Source organism: Pseudoalteromonas shioyasakiensis (genome assembly GCA_013391845.1).
GTDB lineage: Bacteria > Pseudomonadota > Gammaproteobacteria > Enterobacterales > Alteromonadaceae > Pseudoalteromonas > Pseudoalteromonas apostichopi.
The window spans coordinates 3,166,037-3,179,702 of record CP058414.1 but is presented as its reverse complement, the minus strand read 5'-3'; the positions used below and the strand labels follow the sequence as shown (position 1 = coordinate 3,179,702).

The window sequence follows — 13,666 nt, the reverse complement described above, 5'->3', positions numbered from 1 at the left end:
TGCCTGGGTGTAATGGTGTAATTAGGCCTGATTGTTATTCATTTCGGCCAAATATATTTGCCTCACTGTTTTTGGCCTTACTGAAAAATGAATTGACTTGATTTCGCCATGTGGAATCCCCATCGTGCAGGTCGATTGTGCTTTCTTCTGGTCTGCTATTCTTCAACCCAGCGTGCTTGGTTTGCCAAATATGGAATCCGTGATTAATACAGAAAAGGTCTATCCTGCCAGACACCGATATCAAAACCACGGATTCGCTCTGATTTTGATAGCGGAATTTTAGGCATTAGTGTCTTATAGAGACTTCGCAGCAGCTCCAGCAAGGTAGCCGTGGGGATATTAATTCTGTGAGGGGTTACTGATTGCACCGATGCCAGTGGGCTGTCCATCATTCACCATTGACGAAAGCATGGGAACGGTGCTGGCGGGAACTCCTATCAGGTTATGTCAGAAAGCACAATGCCTGGCACAGCAGTCGTTTCCGCGTTGCTCATTCGTTCTGAGATGTATCGAGCAGGTGGTTTACCGACGGCCTTGCGGAACATGGTGACGAAGCCGCTGGCATTTTCGTAACCCAACTCCAACGCAACTGTCTGCACGCTTTCGCCTTTGCTCAGACGTTGAAGTGCAAGGATCACATGCAGTTGTCGACGCCAACGTCCGAAGCTCATGCCGATTTCGTTCAGCAGCAACCGACTCATATTGCGTTCACTCATACCGATGCGGGTAGCCCAGTCCCCCTTCAATGTTTTGTCTGAAGGGCTGGCCAGTAGCATCTCGGCGAGCTGACGTAATCGCGGATCGCGCGGCATAGGTAGATGGAGGTTTTCTACCGGAGCTGCCGCCAACTCATCCAATAACGTAGCGATCAGCCGCTCTTCCCGGCTCCCGAGTTCATACAATTTGGGAAAGCCAGCCACCTTGAGCAACAATTCACGTAGCAGCGGTGATACTGCAATCGTGCAGCAGGTTTTTGGCAGATCCGGTGTGGCATCAGGCTCGACGAACAGGCAATAACATTCCGTTTCACCCGTGCCTCGGGATGAATGGGGCAAGTTTCCCGGTATCCATACTGCACATTGCGGTGGCACAATCCAGACTCCGTCTTCAATTTCGCAGTTGAGAATACCGCGAACGGAGTAAATCAGTTGCGCCTTGTGATGCTGATGACGGGCTTGTTCCCAGCCCTTTGTTACCGATGTAGCGCTCAGAGCAACCACAGGTCGGGGGATGTCATCAATGTCTCGGGCTGTGCTCAGATCGGTGGTTGTAATATTAGACATAGTCAGTTCTGAACCTTGGTTCAACGATGAGAAGGGGATAAATTTTGACCGAATTGAAAAGTATTATGGAGTAATAATGCAATGAGGTCCAACTACGCATAGGAATTTTAGGATTAACTATGCAATCTGTGCCGCCAGTACTGCCCGTCGGAGCATGTAGCGACATCTAAAATTTAGACAAACCTATAAAAAATAGACAAACTCCGATTTGTCTATTTTTTGGCCTTTTCATCCTTGCTAAAAAGTCCAATGACGAATCAGGGGCCAATTTAAGCTCATGTATTATTTTTAAGCTGAGCCCAACCGAAAGCCAGCCTTAATAATAAATAACCCTAGTAAATATAAAATGGCAATGCGTGTAGCTTTGTCTGTCACAAATTGTTCATCATAAAAATTGTCTGCTTTTTGTAAAAAAAAGCTCTTTAAGAGTGTTCAGTCATTTAATAACTATATTAGTAACACGGAACTTTTATGAATACTCTATTAAAGAAAAGTATACTCTCAAGCGCTATTTTTTCGGCGTTAAGCACTGCTCCACAAGTTGCAGCTCAAGCTAATGAGCAATTAACTGATATGGAAGTGATACAAGTCACTTCTTTCAGACGCTCTCTTATCAAAGCAAAAGATATGAAAAGAGAGGCAATTATTGCTAGGGACTCAATTTTGGCAGAGGATATTGCAGATTTCCCTGATTTGAACTTAGCAGATGCGCTTCAACGCGTACCCGGAGTAACTATTACTCGTGAAGCTGGTGAGGGGAGGCAGATATCTTTACGTGGTCTCGGCCCTGATTTTACTCGAGTACAAGTAAATGGCATGGAGGCTATGGGAACATCATCATCGCCAATGGATGCAAAAGGTGGTGTAAGCCGAACGCGTGGTTTTGATTTTAATGTGTTCGCAGCAGAACTGTTCAACCGTATCGATGTTAATAAAACATTTTCTGCTGAACAAGAAGAAGGTGGTATAGGTGGTACTGTAGGTTTGTATTCAGCTAAACCATTTGATTATGATGGGGCTAAAGGAGCGATTTCAGTTAATGGCGGTTATAACGACAACAGCGAAGAAACAGACCCTCGTTTTGCCGGTTTACTTTCAAATACTTGGGGTGATTTCGGTGCATTAGCTTCAGTAGCTTACAGTGAGCGATCAACAACTGAGTTCGGTACAAATACAACTCGTTGGCGTAAAGAAGGTGGGAAGTCAGCGGCAGATGAAAGTAATACTGAACTTCAAGCTGAATTGGATTCTGGAGAACTTTGGTTCCCAAGAGGCCATAGGTACTCTTTATGGAACAATAATCAAAAAAGATTGGGTGTTACAGCTGCTCTTCAATTTAAACCAAGTGATGACTTAAGTTTAACTCTCGATGTTTTACATGCAAAATTAGAAAACGAGCAAAATGAACATCACTCCGCAGTAAAAGATAATAAAACAGTTAAAGATTTGCAGTGGATTGATAATGATGGGCAAAAGGAAGTTATCTATGCAAGTTATGCGGATGCAACGTGGCGTAATGAAAATTCAGCAAGATATAACGAATCTGTATTTGATCAATATACACTAACTCTGGATTGGTCATTAAATGATGAGCTGAGCATGAAGGCGCTTGTTGGCACGAGTTCTTCCGATTTTAATCAACCACGAGTTCAAAAGTCTAATATTCATGCAAAACGTAAAGTTGACATTATTACTGATTTTACCCAAGACAGATTTTATGGCCTTAGTTACTCGCCGAATTTTGATCCGACGAGTCGAGATCATTTTGAGATAAAGGACATTTATCTTCAAGAAAACTACATAACGAACGATTTTGATACGGCTAAAGTTGATTTCACTTATTTAGTGGGTGACTCAGGGACATTAAAATTTGGGTTAAATTACAAGAAGTTTGAAAATAGTGCGTATCAGCTTACACAAAGTAATGCGCAAAATATTGCTAGTCAGAACAATGGTATCCTTGCTTTAGATGATAGTCTTGTAAACGTGTTCACTCAGCATCCAGAACATCAATGGGTACAAGGTGACTTAAAAGCATTACTCGATTTTTATGACCTATCTGATTATAAAATTGACGCTTCAGATCTTACTGAAAATAAAAAATCTCCAGTGAGTGAAACAACTCAAGCAGTTTATGCGGAGTATCAATTTGAAAGTTCACTTGCTGGTAAGCCTTTACATGTGAGCACTGGTTTACGTTACTTTGATACAGAAATTCAAGCCTCGGGTGTTTCAAATGGTATCGATATTGAATCGACTAGAAATTACTCTGATGTATTACCTACCTTGAACATGGTTTATGAGTTAGATGAAGATATTTTATGGCGTTTTTCTGCTAGCAAAAATATCACCCGTCCTTCGTTAGGCGCGTTAAGTTATAACGCAACTGTTTCTCAAACCTCCGGTGAAGCGATTACTAGCGTTAACATGGGTAATCCTGAACTTGAGCCGTTTGAGTCAATTAGTTTTGATACCTCGTTTGAATGGTACTTTGAGGATGTTGGGTACGCATCAGCTGCGTTTTATTACAAAGATATTGATAACTTTATTGTAAGCACTACAACTGAGGTCGTTTATTCATCATTAGGTTTACCTGAAGAGTTGCTACCAGCGGATAAATCAATGGATAGTATCTTCTATCTGCAACGACCTGAAAATATGGATTCATCAAAAATTAAAGGTGCTGAACTTGCCTTTTCAAGAGACTTTGATTTTTTAAGTGCTCCGTTCAGCAATCTGGGTGTCGTTGCAAACTACACGTATGCAGATGGTGAAGCTTTATATCGTGATATTTATGGTGTTGAGGGTAATAACCAAACTAAGCCATTCACTGGCTTATCTAAAAATAGCTATAACTTTACTCTTTATTATGAAGTTGATTCATGGGGAGCGAGAGTGTCAGCAGCATATCGTAGCCCTTATATTTCAGGAGCGTCATCAAGTGGCGATCAAGACGAAAGTGGTTTCCACAGTACAACGTATATTGATTTCTCAGCATTTTATCAGTTAACAGATAGTGTGAAGTTAAGTTTTGAAGGTATTAACCTGACAAATGAGCGAGAAGTTTTCTATAGCGACTCACATGACAGAGCATATAACACGACTACAAGTGGACGTACTTATATGCTCGGCTTCACAGCTGAATTTTAACTTTATTTGAAAGCCACAAAGGGGTTGCTTTGTGGCTTTACTGGGATTCGGTAATGAGTAATAAATATACTATTTTTTTTGTGGTTTTTATTTCAAGCTGTTCAACTAACTCTCCTAAAAGTTCGGATGAAGAATTTATCATTCCAGAGGGGGAAAGGACTTGGTTAGCAGGTGACCATCACGTTCACGGTAAGTACAGTGCAAAATGGAACTTAGAAACAACACCTCCAACTCCAATTCTCTTTGGCGATGCACATTATTTTACTGCGCTAAATGCAGCAATGGCAAAAATGCATGGTTTAGACTGGATGGTGACGACAGATCATGGTGGCCCTGGACACAGTAAACTTAATTTTGAGCAAGCATATCCAGAGTTACTTGATTCACGAAAAGCTATTCCACAAGTGTTACAGTTTTATGGAATGGAGTTTGACATGCCATCTGCTCGCCATGGCAGTTTAATTATTCCAAAAAGTGATAAAGAGGCTGAGCAACTATATCAAATAGAAAGTAAATTTAATCGTCGTGAAGTATCACCAAATGAATATTTAAGAGGTACGCAAGCGTTTATGATTAAAGCGCTTGAGCATATGCAAGCAATGTCACCTAAACCTATCCTAGCTGTAAATCATCCTGCACGGCAAGCTCCACGGTTGAATACTTTTACTAAAGTAACTCCCAAAAAAATGCGTGAATGGCAGGATGCTGCACCTAATGTTATTACTGGAATGACTGCTATTCCGGGTCATCAAGCAGCAAGTTTGAATCCTGATGGTTCGATTGACTCTACAGCCGAACGTGCAGAGTATTATGGCTATCCCACTCATGGTGGAACGGATCAAATGTCTGCGATTGTAGGCGGCGTTTGGGACAGTTTTTTGGGTGAAGGTCGCAAGTGGAGTGTCACAGCCGTTTCTGATAGCCATGCACATTATACTGAAGGGCGCACAGATTTTTGGCCAGGCGAGTATGCAAAAACCTATGTATACGCTAAAAAGGATTACTCAAGCGTACTGGAGGCATTTAGAGCCGGAAAGGTTTTTATAACTACAGGGGATCTTATTGATAGCTTGTTCGTCTTTGTTTCACAAGGGGAACGAAAGGCACAAATTGGAGAGTCGCTAACAAATAAAAACTCAGATCCTCTTGTTGTAACTATTGCATTTAAAACACCAAAACATAAAAACTTTAATGGTGACTCACCTCGTGTTGTAAGAGTGGATTTAATTTATGGTGAGGTATTAATTGACAAAAAGTTTATTGAACAAAATATTAATCCAACCACAAAAGTGGTGAAACGTTTTTATTCAAAGGACTGGAAAGATAAGCAAGGCTATAAAGTGATGACTTTTACTTTACCTGCGAATACTAAAAAGGGTTATATCAGGGTTAGAGGAACTAATCTTCTTAATGAGTTAGAACCCGAAGTAGACCAAAAAGGTGAAAATCCTTGGGGGGATTTATGGTTTTACAGTAATCCTGTGTACATTAAATAACTCATGAAATTAGAAACTTATAAACGACAATACAATTGTAATAATACTGTTGTATTGTCGGGCGCAAACCCTCAAAGTGTAACTACAATGCCTGAAGTTGAAGAGCCGAGTGAGCAGCAGTGTCTTTTAGAAAGTAGTCAATTAAGAAGGTACTTATCACGAAGAGCACAATGTTCAGAAGAAGCTGCGGATATTTATCAAGAATCAGTTGTCAGAGTGTTAGAGCAAGCGAAGAAAAGCCCTATTTCTAATCCCATAGCTTATGCTATCAGTATTGCTAAAAACCTTTTGACTCAACGAAAATTAAACCATGAAGAAGGAATTGAAGAAGCTTCAACTACGCAAACGAATCCAGAACTAAATTTACAAAGAACACAAAAGCTAGAGTTAATTTATCAAGCGTTAGAAAAAATGCCTGAGCAACGCCGACGTGTTTTTGAGTTAAGAAGGTTAAACGGAGAAAGTAGAGAGTCAATCGCGAATCAACTGAATATATCATCAGAAACTGTGACTCGTCATATATCAAGAGCCATGGCCGATATTCAGCGCTACCTAGATGAAAAGACAAAATAAATGCCTATAAAAGATATTCCAAAAATGAATGATCATGTGTACCAAGAAGCTGCTTCATGGATTGATGTGCTTGCAGATAGAAAACTTGATGATCTACAAAAACGTCGTTTTATTAAGTGGCTTAATACCTCACCGCAAAATAGGCAGACTTTTGAATCTATGTTAGCAACTTGGCAAGATCCTGATATTGAGAATGCTTTTAAGAGGTTAAATACAAAACGTATAAAGCCTAAATTCTATTTTAGTGTAATGGCTGCTTCATTTTGTTGTGCTTTAGTTATGACCTTTGCTCTATATTTTTACCAAAGCGAGCAGCAAGAAGAAAGCTATGTTTTAACTGCTAAACACCAATCTGCAAATTATAAATTGTCAGATGGTAGTCAATTAGAGCTTCAAACATCTAGCGAAATTAAAGTCGATTACTCATCATCAAGGCGTGGACTTTTACTTAAAGATGGACAAGCCTATTTTTCTGTCGCAAAAGATAAAAGCCGTCCGTTTATTGTGTCTACTGACTTCGGAGATATAAAAGCAGTAGGAACACAATTTAATATTGATACAAACCAATTCTTTGCTGAATTAACGGTGTATGAAGGGATCGTTGAAGTGAAGAATAATTCAACTGGTCGTCACACGTTAGTAAAAACAGGAGAGAGGGTGCGTATTAAAGCTGAAATAACGAGTGAGATAAGTAAGGTGGATTTAACTAACTTCGTTGATTGGCGTTCTGGTTGGATTGAGATCTCAGATCAAAATTTAGCGTATTTAGTAGAGCACTTAAATAGATATAGTAAAAAGAAAATAGTTTTAAAAACTACGCAGCTTATGGATCAGAAAGTTGCGGGCCGTTTTAGATTAGACGATACAGATCAAGTTGTAGATATGTTGAGTCAAATGTACTCGCTAAATATTGTTGAAAATAATGATTACCTAATTTTGACACCATGAGATTATGCTAAAAAAACATAGGATTTTGGGGTTGTTATTGCTATCGAACGGAGCAATTGCGGCTCAACAAATCCAGTTTGACGTTATTTTCGAGCAACAATCTTTAGAGCAAGCTTTAAATTTGTTTTCTCGCACTGTTGAACAGACAATTTTATATGATCCTAAGCTTATTAAAGACTATAAATCGTCACCTATTGAGGGGCTTTTTACTGCTCAACAGTTAATTTCTAAGTTGCTTGCAGAAACACCACTTTGTGCACGAGAAATCAATTCGGGTTGGGTGTTGTCAACTTGCCCAAAACAAGTTGAGCCTCTTACCTCTTCGAGGCCTGTGTTAAAAAAAAATTTATCACTTCAAAGTTTGCCTGTCTCGGAAGAAATCGTTGTTATGGGTTTTCGTGATTCTCTTAGAAAGGCTAGCGAGTTAAAGAGATTAGCAATGATTACTCAGGATACAATATTGGCAGAAGATATTGCCGATTTTCCAGACTTAAATTTAGCTGATTCTTTACAACGAGTATCAGGAGTTACTATTACACGAGAGGCTGGCGAGGGGAGGCAAATTTCTCTTAGAGGCTTAGGTCCTGATTTCACAAAAGTAACCATAAATGGTATTGAGGCTCTAGGAATGACTTCATCTCCAATGGATGCTAGAGGTGCCGTATCACGCAGTAGAGCGTTTGACTTTAACTTGTTTTCAGCCGAATTGTTTAGCCAAGTTGATGTAAAAAAATCTTATGAAGCTTCCATGGCTGAGGGGGGAATTGGTGGGAATGTTGCATTAAAAACTCCTTTGCCTTTTGATTTTAAAAAATCAGAGAGTGTTATTTCATATAAACACGGTTTTAACTCAATTAACCAGCAATCAGATCCTCGAGTTTCTATGATGTATTCAGGATTATGGGGTAATTGGGGAGCACTACTTTTAACTACTTACTCAGAACGAAGTGCTACAGAGTATGGAACAAACACTACCCGTTGGAGGCAAGAAAAAAAACAGTATGTTGGTGAGTTAGCTCAACAGCAAGAGCATCTGGATAACTTAGGGCTATGGTACCCAAGAGGGCATCGATATTCCTTATGGAATAATAATCAAAAAAGGTTGGGGGTTGATGTTGCACTTCAATTTAAGCCTAATAGTAAATTAGAAACGGTAATAAACCTACTGTATAACTCGCTTAAAAACGATTTAGATGAGCATCACCTAGCGGTTAAAAATAATAAACGGGTATTAAACGTAATTTGGGAAGAAAGAAATACTGCGAATGAAGTTATTTATGCTGAATATCCAGATGCATCGTGGAGAGTAGAAAGCCGTAAAGACTTTAATGAATCAGTATTCAAGCAATTTTCTATTGATACTCACTACGTTTTAAAGAATGATCTGAGCTTAAATTTTGTCATAGGTGCAAATGATTCTGACTACCAGCAACCAAAATTAAATAAAGTAAATATTATTGCGGATGATCTTAAAATCATTACTGACTTTAGGCAAGATGCTTTTTATGGCAATAGTTATTCACCCCACTTTGATACAACTAATCCATCTAAATTTAAAGTAAAAGATCTCTATTTCCAAGAAAACTATGTTGAAACAAATGTATTTAATTCTAAATTAGAACTTATTTACGACTTGAGTCAAGAAACTGAACTGCAGCTAGGCTTAACCCACAGTACTTTAAAAAACTCAGGGCATGATCGCGTCTTTTCTTATTACCCTTCTGTTGAAATAAAAGAAAACGCAGGTGGTTTATTAATCTCAAATAATAATTCGAAGCTGTTTAGTCAACACCCAGATTCGGAATGGGTGGAAGCCGACATTAGCGAAGTTCAATCTTATTATGGCTTAGAGTCTCTTACGTTAAGCTCTGAATTTGTTATACCCTCAACAAACTTTAACTTGGAAGAGAAAACAAATGCTTTTTATGCTCTATTAAAATCTGAAAATGACACTTGTATTTATCCAATAAACTACCAAATAGGTCTACGTTGGTTTCAAACAGATTTAAGATCTATCGGGTTGTCAAAAGGATACCTGACTCAACGCGATAAAAGTTACTCAAAATGGCTACCTAGCTTTAACTTAGTTTGGGACTTTGCGGATGATATGTTGTTTCGCTTTGGAACAAGTAAAAATATTACACGGCCTTCGCTATCCGATTTGTCTTATTCTGCGAGTGTTTCTCAAGCATCAAGGGCGGAAGGTGAAGTAGGGAATGTTTCAATTGGAAACCCTGAACTAAAACCATTTGAGTCAATGAATATTGACTCATCCTACGAATGGTATTTTAAAAACCAAGGTCTTTTCTCATTTTCATTGTTTTATAAGAATATTAATAACTTTGTTATTGAGCAAGCCGAGTTGATTAAATACAGTGAACTAGGACTACCAGCTTCATTATTACAAAGTGGGGACTCTATTGATGACTTGTTTATTGTCTCAAAACCAGTTAACTCTGACTCATCTATTATAAAAGGCTTTGAAGTTTCGTTAATTAAAGACTTTGATTTCTTACCTTCACCATTTAGTAATTTTGGTATAAACGCTAACTTTACATGGGCAGACGGTGAGACTCTTTACCGTGATGTACAAGGATCAGGAAAGAATCAGCTAAAACCTTTTGCAGGCCTATCAAAACAAACTTATAACCTAACCTTATATTATGAAACAGATGATTGGGACGCGAGAATTTCTTCAGCTTACAGAAGTAACTATATACTTTCTTTGGAAGCTGGGAATACAGACCAAGATGAGTCAGGCTATCATTCCACAAATTATATTGATTTTTCAGCTAGGTATAAGCTTTCAGAGCAACTTGACTTTACTTTCGAAGGTTTAAACCTTACTGATGAAAGGCAAGAGCTCTATAGTGACTCAAATGATCGTGCATACAATACAACAAAAAGTGGGCGTAGTTTCTTTTTAGGATTAACTTATAGATTCGACAAATAAGTTAATACTATTTTAACCATTTCAAAGTATGCATTTGCCTTAGCGCCGTATTGTCTAGCGAGTAAACGATAATCAAAACGGACAAGTCTGAAATTAGTTTTAACTTAATTCAAATACAAAAAAGCCGTTGCTGCAATGCAACGGCTTTTTTGTTGGCGAATATATGGAGATGTTATCTTTCTGTTATCAAGTTCATACAAACACAATTTAGGTTAAATATTCACTAAATATAGATGGCGAAGCGATGGCTCGCCTTTTCGCAGAAAGTATCTACCATACAGATAAGAGAAACCTTGCGTGATACACGATTAATAGCGTTCTTACTTCACTTTTAATATTCGTAACTTCAGACTTTTTGATGATTATTTTGACACTCCAAGCCACTTCGACGCTGTTCTTTTGTTAGGCCCTTGAGTAAATATGCTACCAGCTTTTAAATCTTCAGCTGAGCTTATTAATATCCTAAATATCGAAATAGTTTGTTAGCAGTAATATCTTCAATAACAACAATAATTCAGAGGCAAAATATTTGGGGTTTGAAAATGATACATGGATATTATTCAGTTTTTTTAACTAATGGTTTCAATGCATAAAGCTATATAAAAATGCGATTTAAAAACAAATTACAGCATTTTTTACTTTGTTTAAAAAACACTCGCAAAAAAAGAAAAAAAGTATCTATACTAGAAACTGTATCGAGCTCAGATATTTCAAGGAGAAAGGAATGAATCGTTTAAGTCGAGTGGGAGCTATTATTTCAGTATTACTGCTTTCGGGACTGCCACAAGCATATGCTAGCGAAATAGATAGAACAGTGATACCTATAAGTAATGGGAAGTTTGAAGGAAAAATAGGCAAAACATTTGAAACTTCAAAACAGGATTATCCGCAGCCAATTCAGGCACCAAAAGGCGCACCTAATGTCGTAGTGATTTTACTTGACGACTTTGGCTTCGGCCACCCCAGCACCTTTGGGGGGCCAATACCGACCCCTTCAATCGATGAATTAGCTAATCAAGGTTTAAAGTTCAATCGTTTTCACACTACCGCGATTTGCTCACCAACTCGTGCCGCTTTACTGACAGGTAGAAACCATCATCAGGTTGCTTCAGGCACGATTACCGAGCTTTCAACAGGTTACCCTGGTTACCACAGTGTTTGGCCCGATGAAACAGCGACCGTTGCTGAGATATTAAAAAGTAATGGCTACAACACGGCTGCATGGGGTAAATGGCACAATACTCCTGATTGGGAGACAAGCCCTATAGGACCATTTGATCATTGGCCTACAGGACTGGGTTTGAGTATTTTTATGGTTTTCAAGGCGGCGAAACAAGTCAATGGGAGCCTCAATTATTTAGAAATACCACCCCTGTTGAGCCACCTAAAAAACCGGAAGAAGGGTATCACTTAACGGAAGATCTTGTTGATGATGCTATAAAATGGATAGGCCAACAAGAGTCTATCGATAGTGATAAACCATTCTTTATGTACTTTGCAACGGGTGCAACACACGCTCCTTTGCATGCGCCGCAGGAGTGGAATGATAAATTTAAAGGTAAGTTTGATCAGGGCTGGGATAAAGTCCGTGAAGAGACACTTGCACGACAAAAATCGCTTGGTGTAGTACCACAGAATACCAAGCTGACAAAACGACCTAAAGAAATTAAGTCGTGGGATTCTCTGTCTGCCAACGAGAAGAAGCTATTCAGTCGACACCAAGAAGTATTTGCGGGTTTTGCTGCACATACCGATTATCACGTAGGCCGGTTGCTTGATGCTATCTCACAATTACCCGATGCAGATAATACCATGATTATATTTATTGCTGGTGATAATGGCCCAAGTGCTGAAGGTAGTGCTACTGGTACGCTTAACAATATGATGACTCAGAATGGTATTGCTGACACTGTTGAAGGGCAGCTTGAAAAAATTGATGAACTCGGTGGGCCTCTTCACGAAAATCACTTTCCGGTTGGTTGGGCGTGGGCTGGCTCTTCACCATTCCAATGGATGAAACGAGTACCTTCACACTTCGGTGGTACGCGAAATGGGCTTGTTATTTCATGGCCTAACTATATTAAAGAGCATGGTGGCTTACGATCGCAATTTCATCATGTAATTGATATCGTGCCAACGATTTTAGATGCAGCACATATACCTGAGCCAAAAATAGTGAATGGAGTAGAGCAGACTCCAATTGCCGGTATAAGTATGTTGTATTCACTAAATGATAAAAATGCTGAAGGTAAGCGTAAGACTCAGTACTTTGAGACTGGTGGTCACCGTGCAATTTATCATGATGGTTGGGTTGCTGCCTCTTTCCACGGTGTGCCATGGGACTTAAGTGGCTCAGCTGGCTTTGGTAACGATAAGTGGGAGCTTTATAATATTGAAGAAGACTTTTCTGAGGCGGTAGATTTATCGAATAAATACCCAGATAGACTTAATAAGTTAATCTCTATTTTCGATCAAGAAGCAGAAAAATATAACGTCTATCCACTTGATGATCGTTTTGTTGAGCGTGCATCGAACCCTGAACGTCCAAGTGTGACCAAAGGGAAATCAAAATTCACTTATCTACCAGGTACTAGTCGCGTGCCAGAGGGTAGTGCACCTCCTGTATATGGTCGCTCTCACACAATTACTGCAACGTTTAATATGCCTAAAGATGGTGCAGAGGGTGTATTAGTAGCTGTAGGCGGTGGTAGTGCTGGTTATAGTCTATACATTGAAGATAATAAACCTGTCTATGTAATGAATTTCTTCAACGAGGATCACTATTACTTAAAATCTAAGGAGCCATTACCTGCGGGTGAGGTCACTTTGACACTTGATTATATTCAACAAGGTGAAGCTCCGAATGGTGGACAAGCGACTCTTTTAGTTAACGGTAAGAAGATTGCTACCGGTAAGATAGATAAAGTACCACCTGTTCGTTACTCAGCGACAGAAACGCTTGATATCGGAAAAGATCTCGGTTCCACTGTTTCACGAAGCTACTATGATAAAGCTCCTTTTGCTTTTACTGGCCAGCTTCACAAAGTGGAGTATGTACTGAAGTAGTTGTTCAACTTGCAAGCCCACATTAGTGGGCTTTGCTTTCCATCAGAATACTAACTTTTAAGCTCCCTACTTTTTAATAAGCAATCAACCTTTGTAACCTTTTCGGGTACAATCGTCAAATAACCTGTATTATGTATTCTTTGATTTTAGATGGTGAGAGCTCTTACTTAACCATCTGATTTTGTTGTTGAAAATTG

The 13,666-nt window shown here is 39.1% G+C and carries 6 protein-coding genes and 1 pseudogene; 6 read left to right on the top strand and 1 reads right to left on the bottom strand.

What is annotated here, in order from left to right; genetic code table 11:
* Nucleotides 1-437: 437 nt before the first annotated feature.
* A complete protein-coding gene (locus HYD28_14550; GenBank protein ID QLE10077.1) occupies nt 438-1,283 on the bottom strand; it encodes a helix-turn-helix transcriptional regulator in 846 nt (281 codons plus the stop codon).
* Between the two features lie 471 nt (nt 1,284-1,754).
* Here HYD28_14550 and HYD28_14545 point away from each other — a divergent pair, with 471 nt between their 5' ends.
* The 6 genes and pseudogenes from HYD28_14545 (at nt 1,755) to HYD28_14520 (ending at nt 13,469) form a co-directional block, all read left to right on the top strand.
* The gene (locus HYD28_14545; protein QLE10076.1) at nt 1,755-4,433 is read left to right on the top strand and encodes a TonB-dependent receptor; all 2,679 of its coding nucleotides are present in this window, start codon (nt 1,755-1,757) and stop codon (nt 4,431-4,433) included.
* Nucleotides 4,434-4,486: 53 nt separating this feature from the next.
* Complete coding sequence (locus HYD28_14540; protein ID QLE10075.1) at nt 4,487-5,929, top strand: phosphoesterase; 1,443 nt, start codon at nt 4,487-4,489, stop codon at nt 5,927-5,929.
* A 3-nt stretch (nt 5,930-5,932) separates the two neighbouring features.
* A complete protein-coding gene (locus tag HYD28_14535) occupies nt 5,933-6,502 on the top strand; it encodes a sigma-70 family RNA polymerase sigma factor (protein ID QLE10074.1) in 570 nt (189 codons plus the stop codon).
* A complete protein-coding gene (locus tag HYD28_14530) occupies nt 6,503-7,450 on the top strand; it encodes a FecR domain-containing protein (protein ID QLE10073.1) in 948 nt (315 codons plus the stop codon).
* A gap of 4 nt (nt 7,451-7,454) precedes the next feature.
* The gene (locus tag HYD28_14525; protein ID QLE10072.1) at nt 7,455-10,403 is read left to right on the top strand and encodes a TonB-dependent receptor; all 2,949 of its coding nucleotides are present in this window, start codon (nt 7,455-7,457) and stop codon (nt 10,401-10,403) included.
* Between the two features lie 724 nt (nt 10,404-11,127).
* Nucleotides 11,128-13,469: pseudogene (locus tag HYD28_14520) on the top strand (arylsulfatase).
* Nucleotides 13,470-13,666: the final 197 nt, after the last annotated feature.

Coding starts and splice junctions, on each gene's coding strand:
- HYD28_14550 (QLE10077.1), bottom strand. CDS start 1,283: ATGTCTAATATTACAACCACCGATCTGAGCACAGCCCGAGACATTGAT.
- HYD28_14545 (QLE10076.1), top strand. CDS start 1,755: ATGAATACTCTATTAAAGAAAAGTATACTCTCAAGCGCTATTTTTTCG.
- HYD28_14540 (QLE10075.1), top strand. CDS start 4,487: ATGAGTAATAAATATACTATTTTTTTTGTGGTTTTTATTTCAAGCTGT.
- HYD28_14535 (QLE10074.1), top strand. CDS start 5,933: ATGAAATTAGAAACTTATAAACGACAATACAATTGTAATAATACTGTT.
- HYD28_14530 (QLE10073.1), top strand. CDS start 6,503: ATGCCTATAAAAGATATTCCAAAAATGAATGATCATGTGTACCAAGAA.
- HYD28_14525 (QLE10072.1), top strand. CDS start 7,455: ATGCTAAAAAAACATAGGATTTTGGGGTTGTTATTGCTATCGAACGGA.